The organism is Paenibacillus barcinonensis, assembly GCF_003217495.1.
Lineage (GTDB): Bacteria > Bacillota > Bacilli > Paenibacillales > Paenibacillaceae > Paenibacillus > Paenibacillus barcinonensis.
Genome location: NZ_QJSW01000014.1, coordinates 1 through 25,397, shown reverse-complemented (window position 1 = coordinate 25,397; position 25,397 = coordinate 1). Strand labels below are relative to the sequence as shown.

At 34.6% G+C, this 25,397-nt stretch carries 26 protein-coding genes and 2 pseudogenes; 2 read left to right on the top strand and 26 right to left on the bottom strand.

Features of this window, described 5'->3' with window-relative positions:
* Nucleotides 1-52 precede the first annotated feature (52 nt).
* From DFQ00_RS19275 to DFQ00_RS19180, 20 genes are all read right to left on the bottom strand, one after another.
* On the bottom strand, nucleotides 53-2,029 hold the full coding sequence (locus DFQ00_RS19275; RefSeq protein WP_167433782.1) for a PEP/pyruvate-binding domain-containing protein: 1,977 nt from the start codon (nucleotides 2,027-2,029) through the stop codon (nucleotides 53-55).
* Entirely contained in the window at nucleotides 2,013-2,561 is a 549-nt protein-coding gene (gene dcd / locus DFQ00_RS19270) for a dCTP deaminase (protein WP_110898112.1), read from the bottom strand. Before dcd ends, DFQ00_RS19275 begins: the two co-directional genes overlap by 17 nt.
* Complete coding sequence (locus tag DFQ00_RS19265) at nucleotides 2,561-3,100, bottom strand: dCTP deaminase (RefSeq protein ID WP_110898111.1); 540 nt, start codon at nucleotides 3,098-3,100, stop codon at nucleotides 2,561-2,563. Before DFQ00_RS19265 ends, dcd begins: the two co-directional genes overlap by 1 nt.
* Nucleotides 3,097-3,648 carry a DEAD/DEAH box helicase family protein gene (locus DFQ00_RS19260; RefSeq protein WP_167433781.1) on the bottom strand — a complete coding sequence of 184 codons (552 nt, stop codon included), beginning with the start codon at nucleotides 3,646-3,648 and terminating at the stop codon, nucleotides 3,097-3,099. The genes DFQ00_RS19265 and DFQ00_RS19260 overlap by 4 nt, the downstream gene beginning before the upstream one ends.
* Nucleotides 3,645-4,739 (bottom strand): hypothetical protein, encoded by a 1,095-nt coding sequence (locus DFQ00_RS19255; protein WP_110898109.1) that lies wholly within the window; start codon nucleotides 4,737-4,739, stop codon nucleotides 3,645-3,647. Before DFQ00_RS19255 ends, DFQ00_RS19260 begins: the two co-directional genes overlap by 4 nt.
* Complete coding sequence (locus DFQ00_RS19250; protein WP_110898108.1) at nucleotides 4,732-5,946, bottom strand: hypothetical protein; 1,215 nt, start codon at nucleotides 5,944-5,946, stop codon at nucleotides 4,732-4,734. The genes DFQ00_RS19255 and DFQ00_RS19250 overlap by 8 nt, the downstream gene beginning before the upstream one ends.
* A gap of 249 nt (nucleotides 5,947-6,195) precedes the next feature.
* Nucleotides 6,196-6,807, bottom strand: coding sequence for an adenylyl-sulfate kinase (cysC, locus tag DFQ00_RS19245; protein WP_110898107.1), 612 nt, complete (start codon nucleotides 6,805-6,807; stop codon nucleotides 6,196-6,198).
* Between the two features lie 22 nt (nucleotides 6,808-6,829).
* Nucleotides 6,830-8,197: a hypothetical protein gene (locus DFQ00_RS19240; RefSeq protein ID WP_110898106.1), complete on the bottom strand. Its 1,368-nt coding sequence runs from the start codon at nucleotides 8,195-8,197 to the stop codon at nucleotides 6,830-6,832.
* A 33-nt stretch (nucleotides 8,198-8,230) separates the two neighbouring features.
* Nucleotides 8,231-9,043 (bottom strand): ABC transporter permease, encoded by an 813-nt coding sequence (locus tag DFQ00_RS19235; RefSeq protein WP_110898105.1) that lies wholly within the window; start codon nucleotides 9,041-9,043, stop codon nucleotides 8,231-8,233.
* A 23-nt stretch (nucleotides 9,044-9,066) separates the two neighbouring features.
* Nucleotides 9,067-9,777: an ABC transporter permease gene (locus DFQ00_RS19230; RefSeq protein ID WP_208643801.1), complete on the bottom strand. Its 711-nt coding sequence runs from the start codon at nucleotides 9,775-9,777 to the stop codon at nucleotides 9,067-9,069.
* Nucleotides 9,778-9,847: 70 nt separating this feature from the next.
* Nucleotides 9,848-10,843, bottom strand: a complete 996-nt coding sequence (locus tag DFQ00_RS19225; RefSeq protein WP_208643800.1) for an ABC transporter ATP-binding protein — start codon at nucleotides 10,841-10,843, stop codon at nucleotides 9,848-9,850.
* Between the two features lie 36 nt (nucleotides 10,844-10,879).
* Nucleotides 10,880-12,385, bottom strand: a complete 1,506-nt coding sequence (locus tag DFQ00_RS19220) for an amino acid adenylation domain-containing protein (protein WP_174812213.1) — start codon at nucleotides 12,383-12,385, stop codon at nucleotides 10,880-10,882.
* Between the two features lie 107 nt (nucleotides 12,386-12,492).
* Entirely contained in the window at nucleotides 12,493-13,467 is a 975-nt protein-coding gene (argF, locus tag DFQ00_RS19215) for an ornithine carbamoyltransferase (RefSeq protein ID WP_279630422.1), read from the bottom strand.
* Between the two features lie 116 nt (nucleotides 13,468-13,583).
* Entirely contained in the window at nucleotides 13,584-14,126 is a 543-nt protein-coding gene (locus DFQ00_RS19210) for a DUF6031 family protein (protein WP_110898101.1), read from the bottom strand.
* A 12-nt stretch (nucleotides 14,127-14,138) separates the two neighbouring features.
* Nucleotides 14,139-15,185, bottom strand: coding sequence for a DUF6001 family protein (locus DFQ00_RS19205; protein WP_110898100.1), 1,047 nt, complete (start codon nucleotides 15,183-15,185; stop codon nucleotides 14,139-14,141).
* Nucleotides 15,182-16,204 (bottom strand): MupA/Atu3671 family FMN-dependent luciferase-like monooxygenase, encoded by a 1,023-nt coding sequence (locus DFQ00_RS19200; protein WP_110898099.1) that lies wholly within the window; start codon nucleotides 16,202-16,204, stop codon nucleotides 15,182-15,184. The genes DFQ00_RS19205 and DFQ00_RS19200 overlap by 4 nt, the downstream gene beginning before the upstream one ends.
* A 49-nt stretch (nucleotides 16,205-16,253) precedes the next feature.
* The gene (locus tag DFQ00_RS19195) at nucleotides 16,254-16,499 is read right to left on the bottom strand and encodes an acyl carrier protein (protein ID WP_167433779.1); all 246 of its coding nucleotides are present in this window, start codon (nucleotides 16,497-16,499) and stop codon (nucleotides 16,254-16,256) included.
* 23 nt (nucleotides 16,500-16,522) lie between these two features.
* Nucleotides 16,523-17,647, bottom strand: coding sequence for an aminoacyl--tRNA ligase-related protein (locus DFQ00_RS19190; protein ID WP_110898097.1), 1,125 nt, complete (start codon nucleotides 17,645-17,647; stop codon nucleotides 16,523-16,525).
* Between the two features lie 118 nt (nucleotides 17,648-17,765).
* Nucleotides 17,766-18,032: an acyl carrier protein gene (locus tag DFQ00_RS19185; RefSeq protein ID WP_110898096.1), complete on the bottom strand. Its 267-nt coding sequence runs from the start codon at nucleotides 18,030-18,032 to the stop codon at nucleotides 17,766-17,768.
* Entirely contained in the window at nucleotides 18,029-18,805 is a 777-nt protein-coding gene (locus DFQ00_RS19180) for a helix-turn-helix transcriptional regulator (RefSeq protein ID WP_208643799.1), read from the bottom strand. Before DFQ00_RS19180 ends, DFQ00_RS19185 begins: the two co-directional genes overlap by 4 nt.
* A 611-nt stretch (nucleotides 18,806-19,416) precedes the next feature.
* On the opposite strand from DFQ00_RS19180, the gene DFQ00_RS19175 reads away from it, so the two are divergent.
* Complete coding sequence (locus DFQ00_RS19175; protein ID WP_110898094.1) at nucleotides 19,417-19,980, top strand: hypothetical protein; 564 nt, start codon at nucleotides 19,417-19,419, stop codon at nucleotides 19,978-19,980.
* A 3-nt stretch (nucleotides 19,981-19,983) separates the two neighbouring features.
* The gene (locus DFQ00_RS19170) at nucleotides 19,984-20,937 is read left to right on the top strand and encodes a hypothetical protein (RefSeq protein ID WP_146236194.1); all 954 of its coding nucleotides are present in this window, start codon (nucleotides 19,984-19,986) and stop codon (nucleotides 20,935-20,937) included.
* 468 nt (nucleotides 20,938-21,405) lie between these two features.
* Here the strand turns inward: DFQ00_RS19170 and DFQ00_RS19165 are convergent, their stop codons facing one another.
* The 6 genes and pseudogenes from DFQ00_RS19165 to DFQ00_RS29580 form a co-directional block, all read right to left on the bottom strand.
* Nucleotides 21,406-21,594 carry an aspartyl-phosphate phosphatase Spo0E family protein gene (locus DFQ00_RS19165; RefSeq protein ID WP_110898092.1) on the bottom strand — a complete coding sequence of 63 codons (189 nt, stop codon included), beginning with the start codon at nucleotides 21,592-21,594 and terminating at the stop codon, nucleotides 21,406-21,408.
* Between the two features lie 117 nt (nucleotides 21,595-21,711).
* A complete protein-coding gene (locus DFQ00_RS19160; protein ID WP_110898091.1) occupies nucleotides 21,712-22,311 on the bottom strand; it encodes a pentapeptide repeat-containing protein in 600 nt (199 codons plus the stop codon).
* Between the two features lie 811 nt (nucleotides 22,312-23,122).
* Nucleotides 23,123-23,404 (bottom strand): annotated as a pseudogene (locus DFQ00_RS19155) (DUF5704 domain-containing protein); the annotation flags it as partial.
* Entirely contained in the window at nucleotides 23,359-23,685 is a 327-nt protein-coding gene (locus DFQ00_RS19150; protein WP_110898090.1) for a hypothetical protein, read from the bottom strand. The gene DFQ00_RS19150 and the pseudogene DFQ00_RS19155, both read right to left, overlap by 46 nt.
* A gap of 150 nt (nucleotides 23,686-23,835) precedes the next feature.
* Nucleotides 23,836-24,318 carry a hypothetical protein gene (locus tag DFQ00_RS19145; protein ID WP_110898089.1) on the bottom strand — a complete coding sequence of 161 codons (483 nt, stop codon included), beginning with the start codon at nucleotides 24,316-24,318 and terminating at the stop codon, nucleotides 23,836-23,838.
* Nucleotides 24,318-25,397, bottom strand: a pseudogene (locus tag DFQ00_RS29580) (hypothetical protein); the annotation flags it as partial. The pseudogene DFQ00_RS29580 and the gene DFQ00_RS19145, both read right to left, overlap by 1 nt.

Sequence of the window (25,397 nt, the reverse complement as noted above, 5' to 3'; positions counted from 1 at the left end):
ACCCAATTTGCAGCCGCATCCCATATCATCCAAACTACTTTTTTCTTCCGATCTATGAGGTAGCACCTCTTTCTTCGGTGACTTTTAATATTAGGAGTTGTTGATCACTTATTAATAATTCGTCATTTGTTTTTATTTCATCAATAATAGGGGAAATCAAACTTGGGATCTCATTTTCTCTTAATAGAACAGATAAATGACAAAGTAGAGATCCTTCTTTAAAAATGAATCCTGCAACCTTATCGAAAAAAATGGATAGAACTGCATAGGGTTTATCAACCACAATGATGGGTTTAGTTTCAAATGCCTCTAAAACGCCAAATATTTTTTTTAATTCTGTATGATAAGCTAGATCATCCGACTTGTTAATACTAACAGCTGGTCCAACACTTAGTCTAAATAGTGTCTCTTTTTCTTGAATCAAATTAAGTGCAGGACCATGAGCAGACCCTTTGACAATGGCTAGACCATCACCATTTTTTTCAAAAGTGATTAGAGAACTCTCATTAGAATAATCAACAAAATATGGAGTTCCCTGATACATTACCCATTCTAACTGACATCCATGGTGCTTGTTGTTCATTTCTTCAGTCAGTTTTTTTATGAAGTTAAAATTCTCAGCCAACGTTGTTGATACTTCTTGATCGGTCTGAATTTCAACATTACCTTCTTCAGTAAAATAAACTTGATAACAATCAGCTATACCTCTATTTATAGCAAGCAATCCATCATAGGAGTATTCAATGAACAATTCATTTTCCTTATAATATTTACTTATGAATCCAAAATCGCCTTGTATAAACTCCCGTAGAATCACTGTGTGCTGCTCTAGTGAGTTCAAGGTTAACGTGTATGTATCCACGAGGTAGGTGAAAATATCATCTTTCGTTAATATAACTTGTCGGATATTGTCGTTAAGATCCAATACATATTTATCTGATTGAGAAGAATTTAACAAATCATTAAACTTATTTGCAAAGGTAAGTAAACCTTTCCCATTAAAATTAAGGACGTATCCTTTACCTGTTTTGCATCCGAGTTGTTCAGCGAGCTGATAAATAGATGATCTTTTCTTTACATAGGACGCGTATACTGAGGCACACTCACCCAGGTTTAGATCTAATGGTAGTTGTTCTAAGTAAAGAGAGGCGACTAAATATTTTGGGTCATTATTTGTTTCCGCTAATTCTTTAGTAACAGGACGCATTTGCAAAATATATAAATCTTTGCGATGATTCATAGCCCATTCAACATCAACTTGAAATCCAATTACTTTCTTTAATTCCAATATTACAGAAATGATATCATCAAGTTTCTGGTCGTCAGTCGCATAATTACTCGCATTATAATCGGTTTCTGTGCTATACCTGTATGGTTCGATATTACCAGATACAAGCTTATCACCTAATCCTTCTACATACTCCAACATGCATTCTTTTTCTTTAAATGTAAAAGCAACACCTGCATATAATGGTTCCACCATCTGCTGAATTATTATTCCTAAATCAGGCATATACTCATAGTTATTGACCCTGATTCTTGAAGCAATTGATGAATAACTATAATATTGACTCATAATTAATAGAATTGAACTGCAAATCTGTCCAATGCCCTTTACATTTAGTTCTGAATGATATACACCTGCGTAGCTGTTATTTACTGAATCTTCCGAGACACTGGAAGACCTCACAGCGTATGATTTCAGTAGATACCGCTCTCCAAACACTTCCTTTAATTTATACTCAAGATTATTACGGAATGATTGATCTAGTGTGAGATTCTGGATCAATGAATTTAAATCTGCTATCGAATCTACGAGGTAACAACCAACCGTAGCTCTTAAATCTTCGAAGAAGTGCTTTAACCAATCGATTCGTTCATGCCCCAATATCTCTTGAAACATATTAGTCGATATACAAATTGCTTTAGGAACAAAGAAGTTCCCTTGTAAGCGAGATAATTGAGATAAATAAAAGAATTTGTTACCGACTAAATTAGGGTTATCAATATCATCATATGTTAAAAACAACTTTACTCGCCCCTTTCTCAAAATCTTTGTAGATTTGGGTTTGTTGTGGTCCATTTGAACCTTGATATTTTCCATTGTAAAGTTTGATGTCACCTTGCGGTTTCCACCACATAATTTGACCGATTCTCATGCCTCGATATATTCTCAATGGATGAATTGTAAATAGTTGCAAGGTCCACTGTCCAATGTATCCGATATCACCTAAGTCAGCCGAGAGATTTATAAATAGACCTAAGCGTGCGATTGATGAACGGGCAGCAAAAGTGGGTGCATAAAAATTACTCCCCATAACTTCCTCGGTAGAAGCCAAATACAACCTATTTGGTTGGAGAACATACCCCTCTTCGGGGATAATGATTTCTTCCACTGAATTCATGACTTTTGGATCCAGGGGAAAAGAATTGTACACCTTAATCATTGCACCAAGTCTGAAATTGTAGCTATTGGGATTTACCTGCTCCTCATGATAGGGAGATATAATTATTTCTTTAGTTTTAACTTTACTATCTATATCAAGTCCAGTGAGTATCATTACATATCCTCCCCCCTACTTGAGGTATATTCGGTTGAAATTTTGGAAGCTATAACATCTTGGGAAGATGTATACTTTCCGGAGTAATCTACTGGCTCACCTTGTGTAGACCAGAAGGAAATTTTCCCAATTGTCATTTCAGGATATACAATCACTGGATTTGTTACTGCTATTTCTAGCGTCCAACGAATTAATGCTCCTGTATGACCTAATGGTGCACTAAAGTGAATCCACATGCCCAAGCAGCTAACAGAACGTGAAGCAAATAACTTAGAAGCGTGGTACTTCCCCCCCATAGTTTCTAAAGTGCTTCCCAGATAGAATTTGTTGGGTTCTAGACAGTAGCCACTCTCAGGTATTTCAATCTCACTATATGATGAAGTTTTTTTAACATCCAAAACTTTGTCATTATAAACAAGAAGCTTCTTTCCAAGACGGAACCCATAACTGTTCGGTTCAATTCTTTCAACGTAAAAAGGATTTATGATAATATTCCCTTTTTCAACTTCTGCTTTAATCTCGTCCCCAGTTAAAATCATTTTATCCCCTCCAACATATCCGAAATAGAAGACTCTAACTGTAAGAGTGAAAGATTGGAATTATCGATGTGGTAGTGATAGAGGAAATCTTGTATTCCTTTTGTTGTTTTAGAATTTTGAACAATCGATAAATCATCTCGTGATTTTAATCTACTTTGTCTTATTTCCTCTTTACAGGATACCTTAATAAAAATAAACCCGGAATCAGTTAATCGGGGATAATCTGTGTGATAGTCTCTTAAATCATCGTTAATAATAACATTTGCTTCCGAATTATTTACCTTCTCCATAAATGTTTCTACCAGATAATTTGGAGAGATTCTTCGTATATTAGTTGCTAAATTTTCAAGAAGAATCTGGTCTTGTGCCCCTTCTTTGTAGGGAAGAAGGAGTTTTTTATATACATGATTCTGAATTTCATATAATGGTGATGCTAATTTAACAACTTGAACCGTTTTACGCTGTTTTTCGTAATAGTTTTGGACAATTCTAGCAATAGTAGATTTCCCACTACCACTTTGTCCAAAGATTACAAGTTTAATAATCAACAATCCTCCCCCCCTGTTTCAACTTTTTCTTTATTCATTATTGATAAAGTTGATACATTAATGGGGTGTGCACCAGAAGCACTATAAAAATTAAGGGTTTCTATGATCGTCTTAAATTTTTCAACCATAGTTTTACAATCCTTTGGCGGCAGCATCTTCATATAATTGTGATATCCAGCAAAGTAGTTATCACAACAGAATTCAAAGTGTTTCAAAAATTTCATTTTTCGGTCAATGGAGTGAACAAGATCGAGACTCGTCTTCTCAGTGGCTGCTTGTACATTTGGGAAAATAACGTTTCTTAGAGGAACTCCGTTCTTTTTTACAGCGTATCCAAAAGCCTTTTGGAGTATGTCAGAAGTAAATAATAACTTTTCTTTCATATTTAAATCATCAATTGTATAACCTGCTTTACTTAATTCTTCAATTAACGCAGGATGACCCTTCAAAGTGTCATAGCCCAAGTGCGGAAATTCAGGCCATCCATAAAGCAATGCAATTCCATTCTTGTTTCGTATAAAAACTTTGTCTCCAGAAATGAAGTTATAACCTTGCCGTCCAACCAAATCCAGTAAAAATGTTGATTTTCCTGCTCCTTTATTACCTACAATGACGATCCCATTGCCATGATGATCGACTGCTGCTGCTGCATGCAGAATAAGTGTTCCACAATGCTCTTCGTGCTTTATGATGAGATCCCTAATCAATTCGACAAATTGAACATGAGAGCCTATGGATAAATAAGCCTTTACGGTTTTCTTTTTTGAATTAAGCACAAAAGCAGTCCCGGTTCCTTGAGAGTCAATTATTTCAAGATCATCAACATTAGCTTTATCCCCTTCTAAATTGAATTCTTTTGCAGAACTTCTCCTGATTACAACATTTTCAAACTCTGCAGTTGGGTACGAACCTCTATTAAATTGTTCGTAAGGATTAACTTCAATTGTTGCAAGAGGTTTCCCAATAAGATTTTCATCCATTTCGAAGTGCGAACAAAAAAAGTTGAATATACGATCAATTTCCGTTTGCATCTCATAACAATTTGTGAATAGTATTTCGGAGTTTAGAAATCGAAGAACTCTGTTATTCATCATTTAACCTCCCAGCATAATTATCTTTTAGAAAGGTAAGCTTGGAATAGTATGTTTTTTCAAACTCTACATTTAAGGTACTTAAAACGCCACTAACCCACTCTGTTATTTCCTGCATTTCCTCTAATATTATTTGCTCATCAAACGATATCAAGCTACGACTACGTAAGTACTCAACTTCACATTGAGACATGCTATTCTTCTTTGTGTCATTAATTGTAGTATGGTCAAAGAAGATTCCGTAGACATGACCAGAACGTAAGGATTCAAAATTAACGTCATAACGCACTCTTCTAAAAGCAGGGTACTCGATTATGTTCACTTTGAATCTTTCCTCGATGTAGGGCTTGAAAGGCTCTTCTATTTCCTGATTTTTATAATGATGCTCTCTCCTCATAAAGGTATCTTTCTCGTACCATTTTCTCTTAATAGTAAATTTCCCGTCCGTTGTAGGAATAAGTGAGATATATCCTACTTCTGGACCAGGCTCCACAACTTCAAATAAATAGTTCCAATAATCCCATGCTTGGAACTCATCCTTATACTCGGGAATATAGCCTACAAGTTCTGCATTTCGTATTCGATGGTAGAAATCGACAGTCAGGGCCCAAATATCATCAGAATTTGATACCAATAAAAACTTATTTTCTACCTCGATCTCATTAAAAAGTTTTCTATAATAACACTGATGATTATTTAAAAACAAACTGTTATCTTCATGATTTTTAATTGCTTTTTTAAACAGTACTTCATACCATTCCGGTGTTATAACAGCAGATTTAATATCAATCGCAGTCTTATTTGTTCGTATAAAGAGTGCATCCTCTATTGTAAAGCGAATCATACTATGTAAATGAACTTCTTCGATATTGATGCCGTCTGTTGCTGAAGAAGTTTCAGACCAAGTAAAAAGGATTAAGGGAACTGCATATTTAAAAAGTTCATTATGTTTAACCATTTCTAGGTTAAGGCACATTTCACTGAATATACTTGTTTCTGAATACTCCCACTGAAGAGTTTGAGATTCATTGAGTATGCAATATCTAACTCGATGTGGAGTTTCAAAAGAAATTTTCTTTGTATGAATACCATTAGCAAAATAATCAAAATTCAGGAACTCAACAATTAAAATATCCTGGAATTTTATAGAGATACCATTAAGATAATTCGGACTGCCAATTGCCATAACCATCTTTTGTTGTTTCATAATGCTACAGATCTCCCTTCTTATTCTTAATAAAAATATCCTATATAAAAACAATACCATTAATTCCCAATTGTTTGGTCGTAGTGCATCCTATTTTCAAATAATATACTATGACTTTTGTTACAAGTTATCACCAAAAAAATCTTTTTTCAACATAATATGTAACATTAGATATTCTATTCAAAATCAATCCAGGGTATGTGACAACCCGAATAGCCCATATCTAACTGATATGGGCTATTCGGGTTGTCACGATTTACTGATAACATTTAACCTTTCATGGCTTTTTAGATAGTCTATAATTGTTACAACGCATTCTTCTATCGTGCTTATTTCCGTATCAATCACAATTTCTGGATTAAAGGGTTCCTCGTAAGGAGAATCAATTCCAGTAAACCCTCTCAAACCTTCTTTTTTTACTTTTTGATACAAACCCTTCGGATCTCTCTTGATACAAGTATCAATTCCACATTTTACGAACACTTCTATGAACGATTCATCATCAAATAAATTTCTTACTTCATCACGAGCTTCACGATACGGAGAAATTAACGACACTAACGTAACAATTCCTGAATCCACAAAAAGTTTAGAGACTTCGCCAACCCGTCTAATATTTTCAAGTCGACCATATTCAGAAAAATCTAAATCCCTGCATAACCCATGTCGCAAGTTATCACCGTCTAAAATAACAGTATGAACACCCATATCATACAGTTTCACTTCTAGTTCTTGTGCCAATGTTGACTTTCCTGAACCTGAAAGACCTGTCAGCCATAAGGTGAAACTAGAATGACCCGATAGAATATTTTTTTGATAACTATCAATGTTCGGTTTAGCCCACACCAAGTTTCTTGTCATTATGGTATCCTCCCCTGTTAAATTACAACCATGACTGATAATCTTTAACACGGTATCCTAATTCATCACATAGCTCTATCACTTGTTTGTTTTGCAATATATCAATAATGGATTCGTTCCTTGTTTTCCATCTCTGAGCAGATGGAGTTGATGTAGCATTTATGACAGCCGGATTCTTAATAGCATCCAGAGGCAATTGGGCTTCCATACCTTCTATTTTTAAGGAGACCTTTTTAAACATCTCCATTCTTTGTTCTATGCTCCCTTGGAAATCTTCAAAATATAGGTCGGTCCAATTATTTTTTATTTCTTTTTTAAATTGAAGTATCTTTTCATGGGAATGACACCATTGTGAAACTGCAACCTCCTTCAAAGGTTTAGATATTTTTAACTGCCAATCTTCAAATAAATCAAACTTCCAGGAAAATTCCCTTTTAATTTCAGGGGACGGAGTAACTTTATATTTTTTTTCTAAGTAATTGAGATCATGCTGCCCAAATGTATGATGTTTCCATCCATCCAGCAGTCCATTCACAGACGACAACGGATTTCTCTTTAAATGAACATAGAATTTGTTGAAACCCTCAAATAAGGAATCGATTTGATGTATTCGATAACAATCACTTGAGGCTTTTACTACAAGGGTATTTGTATGATTATAATCATGGCTTAACTTTCGCGGCTTAAGTAATAAGAAAGGTGGTATTTCTACTATTAGTCGATTTTGATAGAAATTTTCTTTCAGTGCTTGTAACTGGAAATCCTTATTCTGCAATTTGATTAATGGAGCATCATAAAATGCACTATCCACACCTTTAAAGTTTTCTTCAAAACATTTGATGAGTTTGTAGAAGAAAAGTTCATTCTGATTATTATATAGTAGCTCATTTTCTTTATAAAACGTTTTGACGATTGACACAATTTTATCTGGTGAAAATGAAACATCTGGCCATTGAATTGGTAGTTTAGATGCCCAATCCCACCCATAGAGCTCTAGCTCCCTATCTGATAGTGATTCATTTTGATTCACATAACTTTCGAAATACATATTATTTAGTATGTAACGGATTTCTTCATCACCCAGTAGCTGATCTTTTTTTTCCTCATAGCTGCCTCCATGATCAGGAAAATTATAACCAAGCAGTGTAAAAAGATGCCTATGTTCTCCAGAGAGGCAGCTCACATTGGGGAAGTTCCCCAGAACTCCTTTAAATGCACTTGTGCCTCCCCGAGCACTGCCGAGAATAATAATTACATTGCGAATTTTATCCCTACAAAACTGCATGTATTCGAATACTTCGGGAAATTCATTTGTAATGTGTTGCATAACCATTTCCCTATCTTTCATAAGTGAGGCAAGTCTTTCTTTTCGCATGATCAATTCTTCCATTCTTCAATCACCTCTGTAATATATTTAATAGTGCTAAGAACCAGCACTTTGGTAACTTCTTATGCCCATTCTCCAAACCAGATATGCAAGACCAAGCAAGCAAAGTGTAACTACAGGAATAAAAACGACTGTAATGGGACTAAAACTAGCCGTATCCTTATGGTCTAAGAAGTATATTGAAGGAAAGTAATTAATAAATGCATAGGGAATAACTATTGTTATAAGCAATTGAAGGAATTTGGGATAGATTGTAATAGGGTAATCTATAATAGGCTTAATACCGTTATTCGCGTTGTACAATAGACCTAATATATCTGAAGAGCGAATTGTCCAAAAGCTTATTGCACCGGTTATGACTAGGATAGAAATATTTAATAAAGTAGCATTTAAAACTATTAATATTAAAAAGATCAGTTGAGTAAAAGTCATCGAAAAGTTTAAATGATCTAAACTATACCCAAAAAAGTAAGTTGGAATTAATAGCCAGGGAATATATGTGTAGGAGAATTTGCTCATAATCAATACCCAAAAGCTGTCGATTGGTCTTATCATCATCGTATCAAATTCCCCTTGCTCGATAATCTTACCTAAGTTGACCATTGGTCCCCATATGAAGATACCGCTTAGTCCATGCGCAAAGATATTAATGCTATACAAAAATAAAACTTCGTATTGATTCCACCCAGCAATAGATCCAAATCGGTCTATAATAATCCATATCCCTGCAAATGTGACAAAACACCATAACGCATTAGCCAATAACTGCATATAAAATGCAAATTTATATTCAAGTAAAGTTTTGAATTGAATAAGACAGTATTTAAAATATACCTTTATCAGTCTCATCGGTAACCAGCCTTTCTTCTGTGTTAACCACCTTGCACAACTATTTTTTTAGTACCGTATTTCCATAGAAATATCGCTAGTGAAATAAAAATCATCACCCAGATTATTTGTTGTAGAACGATTACTTGCAATTCGCTCGGGTGTATTTGCCCCAGTATAACTCTAATTGGATCGAAATAAATAAGCTTAAACGGTAAAATTTCCGCTACTTTGCTTAATTGCTCAGGGAAAAACCAGAGAGGTATCCAGCTACCAGACAATAACTTGATTAGGCTGTTCATTAACATATCCATTGGCCATACTTCGATCCACCAGAATGCCAAGAGTCCAATAATATAATTAATTAAGTACTGAATAATGATTGCATTCATAATAACTATTAGTGTAAATAATATATTGATTTCATTGCCTGGTAAGTTGGAAAGGATAGAGAAATAAAAAATTAATAAAATAGGGATTTGAATAAAAACTCTTCCTATCTTTTTTCCGATCTCCATAGAAAAAATGTAAAGGTTAAAATTAAATGGTCTCATTAAATCCAGAGCAATATTTCCTGTTCGTATCTGGTTAGCTATATATTGAAGGGGCTGACTGGTGATAATAATGTTTAATAGTGAACTAATGACAACATACTGTAACATGGTTTCTAAGGTTATTGCTTCAGTAGCATTAGTAGCATCCTCTTGTGAATAAAGTGCTTTCCATATTAATATTTGTATAAATACCATTGCCATGCTTACAAATATATTAAGAAAAATATTAAATTTGAAAGAGATAAAACTTTGAAAAGAAATCACGGCGAGTCTATAATATACTTTTATTTTCATAAACATTCCCTATGATATCCTCCAACGAATCCTCGATTATCTTAATATCAATAATCTTGTTTGTTTTTGATATGAATTCAATTAATTCTATAGTGTTTACTTTTTTGGAACAGATGAAAGTTATAGTATTTTTGTCTATATTTATTTTAATAACACCTTCGATATTATACAGACTAGGATCAGAAGTCGCCTCTTCTAATACAATTTCGACTCTAGTGAAAATTTCAAAAGTTTCCTTCATCCTCCCTATTGGACCATTAAATAACACTTTCCCATGGTCAATGAGTATAACTCTATTACATAGCTTTTCCAAATAATTTAAATCGTGACTAGTTATCAAAATAGTTGTGTTAAATTTCTTGTTTATATGAATTATAAAATGCTCAATTCGCTTTTTTATAATAACATCAAGCCCAATTGTTGGTTCATCTAAGAGGAGTATCTTAGGTTTATGAATGAGTGCAGCACATAATTCTGCGCGCATCCGCTGTCCTAAGCTTAACGTTCTTACAGGTACATGTAAGATGTCCTTAATTTCAAGAACTTCTACAAGTTCATTTATGGTCTGTATGTATTCCTCTTTACTAACTCCATAAATATCAGCAAGGAGTTGAAAAGTTTCACTTATAGGTAGGTCCCACCACAATTGAGACCTTTGCCCAAAGACCACTCCAATATCCTTAGCCAGCTTCTTTCTATCCTTGAATGGTGAATAGCCGTTAACATCAATCAACCCAGAGGAAGGCAGTAAAATTCCAATTAACATTTTAATAGTACTTGACTTTCCAGCTCCGTTGGTTCCTATATATCCTACAATTTCACCTTCGTATATTTCAAAACTCACCCCATCTACAGCTAATTTACTGGTGTAGTCATTAACAAATAATGATTTTAGTGCACCCACTATGCCAGCCTCTCTTTTTTTCTGCCGGTATACTTTGGTTAAGTTCTCCACATGGATGATACGATTCATTTATACGATTCCTCCCCATATTTGGATACATCCAAATCATTCAAGCATCCAAGTATCGATTTGTTTACGATCAATTTTCCCGCTACTCAAAAGAGGGAATTTGTCTACTTTAACGATAGAGTCAGGGAGCATATATTTCGGGATTTTATTTTGGAGCATGCTATTCACCTGATCCTGTTCAACTTCGCTATCGAATTCGATATATGCAATAATCGCTTTACCTCCCTCGCTTGTCCTAAATTTGCAAACGCTATTTTTAACGCATTCAAGTAAATTTATAGCTTCCTCAATTTCGGAAAGATAAATTCTGTTTCCGTATTTCTTTATCATATTGTCACTTCGGTCTACATATACATAAAGCCCTTGCTCATTAAGCGTAATGATATCACCGGTCCTATATAACTCTATCCCTAATGGGTTATCCGAATTTAAAACCTTTCCAGTCAGTTCTCTATCGTTCCAATAACCGTCCATCACCTGTATTCCACCAATGAGAAGTTCTCCTGTTTCTCCAGTAGTAATCGGCTGTTCTTTTTCGTTAAATGCATAGAAAGAAACATTTCTTTGCGGTATACCAATTGGCATTTTAGTGTTGTACAGTAATACTTCCTCTGTCACTTCACAACTCGATACAACAACTGTTGTTTCGGTCGGACCATATCGATTAAAAATTCGTATGCTAGGAAATAGACCCTTTAGTCGTTTAACAAATTTAACCGGACATTCCTCTCCACCTATCCCAATAGTTTTCAGCATTATTCTCTTAGCTGCTTCTTCATCAATATGATCAAGAAGTATTTGTAAATAACTCGGGACACCACTTATATGAGTAATATTCTCATTTATAAGAAGATTAATAAAAGTACGGGGCAATAGTAAATTTCCATTAACAATGACCAGAGTACCGCCTGCAAAGATGGTGCACATAACACTACCGAGAGAACCATCAAAATGAAAAGGGGAGCTTCCCAGCGATTTCGTTGATGTATTAAAGCCAAAAATATCAATGGTTTCCTTAATAAAATTATTTAAACTCTCATGTCTGATCGCAACACCTTTAGGCTTTCCTGTTGATCCAGATGTGTATATTATGTAAGCAATAGCATTTGGATCTTCAGCAGGCAAAGAGGTATACGTATTTCTAAAGAGAGAAGTCTGTTGCAAGCCTAACTTTCCTTTTTCAACAGATAAAAAAGAAGTATTATCAAACTCTTCTTGTTCAAAGTTACTAATAAACTCCTCTCTTGTGATCACAACCTTTTGTTCACTATCCCTTATTAAATCAACTACTCTCGCTTTTGGATCTTTTATAGAGAGGGGAACATAAATAATATGTAAAGATAGAGCAGCGTAGATAGCCACAACAAAATCAACACTGCTTTCAAATAAAATCCCAATCCTGTCGGCCTTTTTTAAACCGATCTCCCGAAAATATTGAACACAGTTAGCCACACGTTCATGAAACTCAATGTACGTTACTTGTTCGTAGTCATCTTTTAAGACTGGCCTTGTTCCATAAGTCTTTGAATACTCTTTTAACATCTGAAATACGGGAAGCATAATTTCATTCCTTTCATTTTATGATCCTGCAAGTAGTAATGGAGTATCTCCAATGTATGAAAACACTCCATTGACTAACTAATATTTTTTTAGATCGTTGCATTCATCAGCGCTTTTATTGTGTGCATTCTATTTTCCGCTTGATCGAATACAAAACTGCGTGGTGATTCAAATACATCTTCAGAAACTTCCATAATATCCGGGTGATTTTGAGATATAATAGTATTCTGATCGTGTAGCGCTGGTAAACAATGCAAATATATTGTTTCATCATTATCAGTTAGACTCATAAGTTCTTGAGTTACTTTATACTTTGATAAAAGTGCAATTCTCTCTTCAATCAGGTGTTCTTCGCCCATAGATATCCAAACATCACCGTAAATGATATGACAATCGCGCACCCCTTCTTCAATATTATCAGTTACAATTACACTACCGAAGAGTTCATCCGCGCAATCTTCCTTAATAGATTTTAGTAATTCTAACGAAGGTGCTAATTCATTCGGAGTCACAATTTTTAAGTCAACCCCCATTTTCAAACAACCTATAATTAAGGAGTTCACAACATTATTTCTACCATCGCCTACGTAAGCTAACTTTATCCCTTTCAATTGTCCAAATCTTTCTTTAATTGTCATCAAATCAGCTAACACTTGTGTCGGATGATATGATTCAGTTAAGCTGTTCCAAACAGGGATACCTGCATATTCTACAAGTTCAAGTAACGTAGAATGATCTCCGCGATAGGCAATTCCATCGAACATTCTTCCAAAAACACGTGCTATATCTTTGACGGATTCTTTTATTCCAAATCTTATGTCCTCATAAGGGAATATTTCCAAGTGTGCTCCTTCATCTGAAGCCGCCACTACAAAAGAAGTCCTTGTTCTGCAAGATGGTCTATCAAAAATCAATGCAATATTTCGATTCGAAAGATTTTTCGGAAAAACACGCTGATTCTTTAATCGCTTTAGTTCAATAGCTGAATTGATTAAATAATCAATTTCTACAAAAGAGAACTCCAACATAGATACAAGGCTTCTGCCTTTTATATTGATTGGCACTGCCGTAACCCCACTCTCCACATGATAATTAATAAATTATAATGAATAAAAATTCATAAAGCCGAGTGATTTTTCCTGTTAATTTTAAATATATGAACCAGTTACAAATTCACTTACTATACCTCATCAAGCAATTTCTTAAGATAATCTGTATTTAGATCAGCCCTAGCATAGATCCTGCTCCAATTTTTGATTGCTAACAAAAGTTCGTCTTGTCCCTCTTGAAGCATCGCTTCAGGTAATTTACCAGGAAACTGAGCAATTATTCTTTCCCAAATATTAAAAACATTATCCAGATTAACTTGATCATTTTCAAACTTTTCGTTGAACTGAAAAACATCTACAATTTCAGCCGTATTCAAAGGGAGAATTTCTCTGAGTCCATATTCTAGAGACATAGCACCATAGTGGATCGGATCTGACATCTCATAGCCAGACAAAAGGAAATCTATTTCAGACAACAACTCAAAAAGCCTCCACTTCAGTACTTTTAAATACTGTGGTTGGTCAGCTCCGCCTACCATATCTTCAATAAATGCTTTTCCGTCTACAGTCAACATAAAAGCTACAGTAGACATTTTCTTTATAAGAGTTTGTAAATCCTGTCGGCCATACATTCCTTGTGAAAAGGATTGATTATTTAATTTTTGCATGTCCATATCATCAGTCTCCTAGTTTATTTTCAGCAGCCCTGTCCTTAGTAATGAAAGAATTTGTCTTGCAGTGCTTTCCTTCAGTGTTGATAAGGAAGATAGCGGAATTTTCCAATCCACAATGTCAGATGAATTTAGAAGCATAGCTTTTTGTTTATTGTCATTGTAAACGACAATGGATTCTTCAAGAAATGGAAGTGAATGTAGCTTGGATTCGCTGGTGATCAGATTCTCATCTGATATTTCAATTTTCATAAGATTTCTTGAGTATAAATATAACTCGTATAATTGAGAGCTTAACTCTGATTTTCTTTCTAAAATGGATAATACAAAGTTATACATAGTGTTGATCTTTGTCGTGAGTTCCTGGAATTCTAATGAATACTTATTTTCTCTCACAAAATTAGTATATCTCTGCAAATACCACTTTTTATTAGAATAAACGTACCCATGGAATGAGAGAACCGAATCCATTAAATACAACAGAGAATTCAGTCCATAAGAAACTGTTGCAATATTTTCTCCCGAACGTTCCGACAGAATAAAATAAACGACACATTTACGAAAAATCTCAAAGGAATTGGTTAACCAAACATATGCAAGTGAAGGAGTATAAACCATGTATGGACATTGCCCATTTATATCTACACCATTGATTGTCCGTTCAAGGTGTTTTTTTGATACTTTGCAATGGTCGTTCCAATGACTTAAAATCTCAACAACATTAAAAAAGGGTTTATTTTCAACTGATTTTAGGAAAACTAATGCTTCATTTATATCCTCTTCCCAAATCGGCTTAACTTCCATATGATTTCCATTACTAAAATGTTGGGCAGCAACTCGATCAGATGGGAAATTCTTTAAATTTACAGATATGAAATCTATATCACTTCCACTATTGGCTAATCCATGAACAGCAGAGCTTGTCAGCAGTAGATACTTCGAATCATGCACATCACAACCGAATGCTTTTTCAATATTATCGTATTTAATACTTCTTTGTTTAAGGAACTGATCTGCATAAGCTATCCTTTCAGCAATAATTTCATTGATCTTTGATTTCATTTGCTACCCTCCGTAAACTGTAATTCGTCCATTTCCTTTTTCAAATTCGTTAACTTATCTAAACCTAGCATTACGTCTTGTTCGTTCATACCAAAATCAACTAGTGCAGCAATTTGTGTCACTCCACTCTCTTTTACCTGCCGAAGCAGTTCTCTAGAGGTCTCTAATGTACCCATTAGAGACCGTTCCGGAGAATATTTTTTAAATATATAACTTTTCGTGATTTCCGACTTTCGATCATTAGAAAGTTCCAATTTCTGACCTTCAAGTTCTAAAAATGAATTTTGGTAACTGAAAAATGCATTTTTAGATTTATCTTCAACCTGATCTAAGGTGTCACCTATATAAGTATGTAACATTAAAACGATTTCTTTATCGGTTATACTGTGTCCCCCTTCTCTTAATCCATCTTGGTAAACCTTGATTTTTTCCTGAAGATCTTCTAAGTCATTTGAGATGAAATGAGTGAGCAGATTGTAACCATTGAGACCCGCCTGGTAACATGTATCTGTGCTTTTGGATGAAGTAATAAAAATAGGGATATCTTGCTGATATGGTGTTGGAAGGATTTTGACTTTATTCAAGGTGTTTTTCCATAACTTAATAATATATGAGATTCCATCCCACATAATTTCTTTTCTATTCTCATAATTACTCGGAGAAAACACAAAATCTTTTGAGTTCCAGCCGGACGCAAACGACATATCGACTCTGCCTCTGGATAGCTGGTCCACCATTGCCCACTCTTCCGCTACAAAAGCAGGATTATGCAAAGGCAATACAACGCTTCCTACTTGAATTCTCAGATTTTCTGTTTTCATCGCTACTGCAGAAGCAAATACCGCCGGGTTAGGAAAAAGACCACCAAAAGAGTGGAAATGTCTTTCTGGTATCCAGACTCCATGATAGCGCTGACTTTCTGCGTATGCCACCAACCTCAAAAGGAACTCATATTGCTCTGCTATTCGATTAGGCTCAGAGGAATCGACATTTGAAAAAAAACTCAATGAGAACTTCATAACTCCCCCCTAAAAATAATTTCCGACTATAAGCTCTTTACAATTTTTTCTAAACAGCTTCAGTTTCCAATTTTTCAGAAAGCAATTTATTGATTGTTCCGATTGTTTTAAAATTACTGATTTTAAACTCTTGATTATTAAAAGTTATATTAAAGAGGTCTTCGATTTTTACAATTAAGTTTATACACTTCATTGAGTCCAATCCTAATTCTTTTAGATCTTTATCCAAATCAATAGGATTATGAATATCAAGAATTTCTTTAACCGTTTCCTCGACTTTGCTTTTTATATTCACAACTCGTGTCTCCTTTAAAAAGATCAAATATCTAACTTTTCTTTTACATCTTGGGGCCATTTATTTATATCAGTTCCATAGGTCAACAATGTTGCATATACCCATCGATCAATACCAAAAGCAACGCAACCCGAATGTTTTATGTCTCCGCTGCTATTACGAATATTAAATTCTTTGCATAAAGTATCTTGTACATTGTTGAATGATACAATTGAGAATGACTTATTTTTTCCATTATCATATAATAGTTCATATTTCATACTTGAAAGTAATTGGTATTGTCCCTTAGTCGAATAATCTTTTGGAAAATAAAATGGGTCTGAAGCAGTTTCAATTCTTCCCGAAAATCCAAGCTCCTCAAACAATCCCCAAATTTCGTCAATGAGTTGTTGTCTCTTCTCTTCGACAAATAATGAATCACCAATAAAAATAACTTCTCTCATTGTGAATTCATTCAAACGTTGTCCTCCGACGCGCCAAGGCGCTTCATGTCTATAACAAGTCCCGACAGATGTAAGCATCAGATTATTCTCAATAATGCAATTGCTGAATTCTTCATAGCAATGGAAACACACAGCCGGTGATAGTACAAATTCATTATGTCTTGTAAGTTCTTGATAATTATCAGTAGTTTTGACTTTTTCCAGCACATCAATCCTATGGGGGAATTCAGATACAAAAAGAACGTTCTGCGGAAAAGAAGTGAAGTAGTTACACTTTGAAAGAGTATCCCTAGCGATTAATGAGGGATATTTTCTATTTTGAACATCCAGGCGTTGAGCAATTTGATCAAATAATTTGTCGTATTTTTTAAATAACTCAACTGCTATTCCCCTTCGTACACTACCGTCAAATTCAAAAACCGCCTCAATCGATGCATCACTAACATTATTTGATACATTTTTTTTAGTATCCCGTATCAAAGAAGGGACAACTGTTCTTTGTCCTTGTTGCTGTTCCACCAACTTTTCTATAGTACTTTGAAAATATTGAAGATCATTTGTAGTAGTGTATTCCACTACAATATCCTTTGCATTTCCATCGTAATAGACATTCGATATCCCTTCCATGCTATATATTAGTCTTGAAACGACCATCTCAGCAGCAACATGAGAGAGTATATCAGCAATTGAAAATCTGTATTCCATCTCAAATCTCCTTTAAGAAATGACATGATAAAGATAGATAATTAGTGTTAGTAAAGTGATTACAAACTAGCATAGACCCAGAGTAACTTCAATGAGATATGTATTTTTGGATAGAGGGTTACAATAGTTCGTTGTACTTGGTAGTGTATAATTCTTTTCCTATCACTTTTTGAGAAATCAAATCTACTATTCTTGAAATCGTAGAGAAGTTCTCGAATAGTAGGTCGTTATCATCAATTACAATATCGAATTCTTCTTCCAACTCTACTACCAAATTTATTGTTTTCATGGAGTCTAGTCCAACTAAAATCAAATTTTGATGAATGTCATTGATTTCTATACCGATCAACTGTGTGATGATTTCTTTAATCCTTGTTTCGTTCATCTTTTTTCCTCCTCAATAGTTTTCTGTTTTGAGATATTCAATATCCTAAACTCGAGTGGTGTATAGAGGTAGTACCTTTTAAAAATCACACTGAATTGAGAACTGGATATATATCCTAAATTTTTAGCTATTTCTTTAATTACCAAGTCAGTTTCAGCTAATAACATAGCTGCTTTTTTCATTCGAATCATTTGAAGGTGTCTTATAGGAGGAACTTTAAACACTTTTGAATATGTGTTACTTAAATACACAGGTGTACATCCTATCATTTCAGCTAGAAAATCTAATGTTATCGGTTTCCAATAGTATTTACGAATATATCTATTGATCTTTATCAATCTGGAATCAATGAATTGTGTTGAGAGGAATTGAGTACATTTTGAGAAGTTTAGTGATAGTAAAGAACCCAAATCCTTATAAATCTGTTCTAGATTTTGAGAGCCCTTTGGTAAATTTAGCGTTCTCTTTGCGAGCTGTACTTGATATTCATCTTTAATCGAAATTATGTTTGGAGCGTTACGAATAGATCTTTTTAAGTTAGAGAACGTTATACCTCTTATCTCAACTGATTTTTTACTTGAGCAATTATTTAGCTTAAACTTATTTCCTACAAGGATGATTTCATTATTTAGAGATACTCGCTCGTTCGTAGTTATAATTTCGACCGATCCTATATTTTCTAACAACATATAACCGTTTTCAAAACAGGAAAAATCCACTGTGCTATTAGGGTATATTATTTGATTAAATATGCAATTTATTTGAATATTCATCATGTCCCCCTATGTAAAAACAAATCAGCAAATACAATTTTATACAGTTTATTTTGATCTGTCAATATTTTACTCGTTGAGCTATCACTTGACGGATATTTTTTTTTGAATTATATTATGAATCAGATTTTGACTCCATTTACCATTAATACTTAAAATTTGTTTAAAATTCTATTGATATTTTAGTTATTTCGTTTCGAAAATATATAATTATGGTTTTATTGGATTTATATAGATTTTTATTATGATAATAACTTTTACAGTATTACTGTTAAAAAGCGAAGTAGAGGTAAAATCCTATTTCCTCAAAGAATACACCCAAGATACTTTCCTTATACTCGTCGTGCATTTTTATTTTTTTAAAAAAATTAATATCCACAAACCTCTATAACTTAACTTTGTATTTTTATACAAAAAAAACACCTTACATCATCTTAGGATTTTCTTGACTAATTTTAGTCATAAACTTCTTCATTAGTTCAGGGAGATAAACCACAAGATTTGACATTTGATCTCCTTGAGCTTAAACATACATTTGCAAAAAAAATCATTCGCACATATGCTTATTACATTTTTTTATATTATTACCACCCTGCAAGGAGTTGATATTAATGGTCGGCTATACGAAAGTTGATTTACGAGAATGGTTTACCGGAAAATCTTTTGCTTATGAGCATAATTACCTCTCCTGCGATTTTTCAGGATTCGGGTCTAGTTATCCAGCAGAAGATTTACCTAATTCCAACGAGATAGTATTTATTCAAGACGTCCCGTTTCTTTTTCCGGAAAAGAATGATGATTCATTCAACAGTCTCGAATTTAACAATCAAACCATTAATGTGGATATACACAATTGCCTAAGAGTACATGTTTTAGGAGCTTGTGATAATGGTTCATTCAAAGAATGTGTTACTTTGGCAAACAAAAGTGAAAAAATAAAATATGAAATAGGATTAACTGATTGGACAAATAAAAATCCGTATTTCAATAATACTATTGCCTTCCGCTGCAAAGGTTCTTATTCAGCAAGATTAGGATTCAATGAAAACATGTCTACAACTATATGGTATACACATGTGAATCTTGATGAAAAATTCTTTGATATCAATTCAATTACTTTTTCTGATAACCCAAGCATGCATATTTTTGCAATCACTTTAGAAGGTGGGAAATAGAGTGTGATTAGAGACATGGTTCCAAATCGACAATCGGGCTATAATTGCAGACATCTTACAATTAATACAATATTGAACTTTTTTGAATATCCTTATACTAGTTCTATATGGAAACAGTGTGGTTTAAACTATGTTAGAAAAAATGGAGATATAATAGGAGAATTATCTCCAAATTATTTGGACTGGACAGAGGAGATTAGCTGGTTATCTGGTCTTGATTTAGTTCAAATAAGTAACGAAGACGATCTACTGTTTATTTCTACTTTACAAAATATTCTTATAGAAGGTTATCCAATTATCTTAATTGTAGATTTATTTTATATGAAAAACAGTATTTACTATGAACAAAAACACGCCTACCATTATATAACTCTTATTGAGATTATAAATGAAGAATGTCTTATTTTGGATGACACCTATAATTTCAAAGGGAAAATATCTATTCATTCACTTTTAAAATGTGTTAAATCTGAAAATTTTAATATTTATAATAACGGCTATTACATCGTACAAAATCACATTAAAAATCTTGATAAAGAAGACCTTTATGAAATTATAAAATTAAATGTGACTCACCTTAAAGGAAATGCTCAACATACAGGAATTATCTCAGTAGGTATATTCAATAAAGAACTAAAATCAATAGACAAAAGTCAATATAGTTATGAATTATACCAAGATATCTATACAAGCCTCTCTCGTATAAGCAGTTCTCGTTTCGCCTATTCAAATTTCTTATCTGGATTTAATAATCTACATGATGATGTTGTTGGAGAATTAGCAGAAACGTATTTTGAACTCAGTCAAAAGTGGCAGGTTGGAGCCAATATGATCTTAAAGGGGACAGTTAAAAATAGTGAAGATTATTTTCAACGCATGATAAATAAACTTGATGAAATTTCAACAATGGAGCAGCAATGTTTAAGTTTATCAGAGTCTTTTTTAGATAATGTTTAAAAGTAACATCTTCTTTAAGGAGGTGATCTAAATGAATCAAGACATTGCTTACTAAGATTGGAATAATTGTTGAAGTATATTTTAAATAAGCTTCTTAATAGAAGACTTTTAGTGACACAACGTGTACCTACTGCCTCTATTAAGAAGCTTTTTCAATCTTGTAGATTTAATTTCTACACGTTTCATTAGGTTGGTAAGTTATCACAAGAAAACAATATGCGGGGATGTATTTAGAGGTCTTTAGCGAATAGACGAAATAGGGGTACGCGAGATGAATCATCATCATATTTATCTTGGCATTCTGGTCTTACGCCTGTGCTTCTGCTCATTTGGAGCGAGTACAGAGCCACTTGTAATAATTTGCTCTGATTAACCTGTAGTAGCTAACAAGATATATAACTTAAAATTGCCGTACATATCAATCACTTCATACTCTGCGCGCAGGCTTAGTTTCGTTCCATTCCTAATTTACGCAGTCGGCTGTCTCTTCATATAACGCTTTTTATATTGAAAACGGTAATATTCATTGATCAATTCATCCAAAACCATGGACTGCTCGAGGACTTTGTTATCCTGCATGCCATGATTCTCCGCCAAGCGACGTAACTCCTGTCTATTTCGCTCAATTCGATCTTTGATCTGCACCGGTTCACTCACAGCATGCACCCCCCTCTTTCTTTCTACATCATTTTAGGATACATTGCCAAAAAATTCATATTTTATTCCTTTGCAAAGTCAAATGATTGTTTGCAAGGTAGTTTCATAAGTCTATTTTCAAATAAATTCTTGTAACCATTCTATAGCTTCTTCACCCACTAAAATATCAGGTTCTTCTGGCGTACCGATATTGATACTTTTTATAAAAGCTTCTTCTAACCCCCGAAGCCCTGTTAATTTAGCACCTTTTAACAATACTCTTTCAAACGTAGCTAAACGCACATCAGCATTTTTAAAAATTGCATTGCGAAAATCCGTCTCATCAAACAGAGCAGCTACTAAATTAGTATTTGATAAATCTGCTTGAACAAACACCGTTTCAATACATTCACTATCAGCAAGCCTGGCAGCTTTAAGATTAGCATTTGTAAAGTCTGCATACGAGACAGTAGATTTACAAAAATCTGCTTCTTCCAAGTTAGTAGATATAAAAGTTGATGAGCTCAGCAAAGATGAGGAAAAATCTTTGTGATTTAATTCCATGCCATCAAAGATACAAGCTGTTATATACGCTTGGTCTAATGGGTATTGAGACAAATCCACATTTCGCAAATCAATTTCATCTATACCTAGTTTTTTACCTTGTTCTCCAATAGTTTCAATCCAAAGACGGTGTGATTTTAATCGAGTCATAATTTCTTTGATATCAGTTGTCATACCTAGCCCTCCAATCAATACTACATAATTAAGCTGTAGTAATAAACGTAATAAGTTAGAAAACTGCTATTTCATCCTCCCTATCAGGGAGGCGCATTCTACAGTTGGCGCCACTGGGCAGCCTCCACTACCACAGTCCCTAAGTCAACAACTCTATTCAGCATTACTAGGTGCATTATAGTTCTTTTGGATTTTTGTAACACCAACTTTCATCATAAGGTCTATTCGATATCTTTTCGAAGTCATTTAACGTATAGAACCCATCATCTTCCATCCATATTTTCGAATTTGGATATTTTTTCAGAAATTTAAAAAGAATATTAAATAATAGGTCTTCATTGTCTCAAAAATCATCTACTATTATTGCTTCAAAAAATTCTGTATCTTTCCCTAACCAATCAAAGGAAATGTTTTGAAATTCATAAGGCTCATCGTAAAAATCAATACATAATTGCCTTGATGAACTCTCGACAAATGGTAGATCACTTATAGATGCTCTAACATGTTTTAATTGATTTTCACCATTTTTTTTTTGAAACTAATTCCATAAAATAAGTTTAACTCCGCACAAAAATCTTCCGTATATTTCAGAAGATTGGTTAACGGAATGTTACTACCAGTTTCAAATAATACAAATGCAGAAATACCCATTATTTCAACACCTTCCCTAATTGTTCTAAAGAATTAACTACTATTATACCTTTTTCTTTAAGATAGTTAACCTTTGCTAAGGTTTGAGGATTAGTAGTTGTGATGGCTTCATCAATATAAACAATAACTTCCTTGCCAGATTGTAAATCTATCTCCTTACTTAATGCGGCACCTGTGCACTGAAATCATCCCGGCTGGAACGATCTGCATGGTAAAAGACCACATCTCCATCTCGTAACGAAAACGTATGGTTATAGCTATCCTGCACCTGACGCTGGAAGCCTTCCAGCAGCCACTGGTTCATCAGCGGAGCATGGATATATTGCAGATGCGGAGCGGCAAGGTTGCCTTCCCGGATGGACTCCAGGTTAAAATTCACCACGATATATCCGTTCTTCAGGAAAATAGGCGATTTAGAATCCAGTCCACCATGCGTTTGCCCTCTTTTTCAGTTAGCATCTGCCTTGTTTGTTCCAGCCGCTCCTCTGCATCCTGTACCATTTTCGCTAAACTCCCCTCTAACCTGAAAATCTGTACGTCCGATCGCTGCAATTCTGCCGCCTGTTCACGAAATTCCCTTACTTGCTGACAGTACTCACGAATTTCTCCATAAGCTGTTCGTACGCTGCGCGAGCCTGGGCAATAGGCCTCACTTTTTTTCTGCTTCCTGTTCAAGCTGTGGGTATTCAACTCTTCTGCCCCTCCCTGTTCACGTTTTGCCATTCGTTTCATCCTCCTTAGATTTTTGGCGCGCAAAAAAAGCTCATTCCTACTCATAAAACAAGTTGGAAAGAGCTTTTGAAAGTTTATCAAGTGTTTAGTTTGTTGGTTGTGTTGTACAATCTTGTTGTTGGCGCTGTAAACCCTCATAAGTTAGTTTTTAGGATTTTTATAGCACCAATCTGGGTCATACGGTAACGATTTTAATTTTTGCATATCTTCCCAACTGTAGACCCAATCATAATCTGTGACCCAAAAGTATTCGTCGGGGTTTAGCTTGAGGTATTCGTAAACAAAACTAAAGATAAGTTCTTGGACGCCGTATATTTCTTCAATACAACCAACTTTACAAAGTTTTCTACTTGGTTCTAACCCAACATCCTCATTATAGTAAAATTCTATACTCGGATTATTTGTTGCATCTACGTAGTATATAAACGAATAACCGTTTTGTTTAACTAATTTATGGCTAATGTTCAATGTAGTAGAGAGAAACTTTCCATCCATTGAATAATTTTTACTGTTGTGGAAGTTGAGCATAGCATCGGCATAAAATGCTGCAACTATTGAATCTCCCAATAATTTTTCAGTTGTATATTTCTTGTGCTCCATTAAGATATATGCTGAAGTTCCCATTAATGTAATACCCCCTTTAGCTCTTCCAATGAATTAACAATTGTTACTCCTTGCTTCTTAATGTCTTCTAACATTTTGGCATGCTCTGGTCTCAAGTTAGTCAACGGTTTATCAATGTAAAGAATTACTTTCTTTTGTTCTGGATTAAAGAAGAAATCATGATTTCCATTCATCAATTTATTAAACTGGTCTTCTTTAACAGCTTTAATTGATGCTTTGACCTCAATTATTGCATTTTTTGTAACTACATCTAAATCTCCAGCAGCTTCGCCATTTTCCTTAAGAACTTTTTGCCCAAATCCCGTGACTTCCTGCTCTTTTCTTACGAAATCTGCAACTTTTGCTTCAGTAGCCTTGCCAACGTCTGAACTTTTCAAAAAGCTATCAACATCACGATTAATATTCTTAGGATGTTGATCAACCCATGTGAGCTCATTACCAGCCGAATTCGTATATTTCGTTTTGTTTCCGTCCTTAACTACACTCCCCATATTAGGAGCTTGTCCCGTCCCCTTACCACTCTTGCCTGCCTGTTCCCTCTTCGCCTTTGCATCCCGAATCGTCTGCTTCACCTTGTCCAATGCTGCACTGGTTCCGCGGCCCTTATAGGGACCCTTACCACTTTTCATACTTCCCGTGACCATCCCAATCCCGGCTACAATCTGACTCCATTTCAAGGAGGAGATCATCATCTTGGCGTAATCGTCTGTGACAGGCTCTCCTGTAAAGGGATTCACTCCGAGCTCAAATGCTTCAATCTGTAACTGGATCAAATCTTGATCTGGAGGCTGGGCAGGTGCCATTCCCTGACTCAAGCTGCCCTGATCCAGCTTCCCCTTGTCTTTCTCGTACGCTTGCAAGGCCGCCTGATCCGTCACACCCTGGTCGTTCACAGGTAACCACATATGCCACTGTGAATTGTATGCCATCTGATATCCCTTATCATCATTGCTCTGCGTTGCTTTCAGCCCAATAGACTTCGTTGCTACGTTTCCTGCTACGGCTGCTCCGCTCACTTCATCCGCCTGCTGAAAACGTACGCCGATCTCTCGAAGCTCCTTCGCAATGTGGGCCAAGCT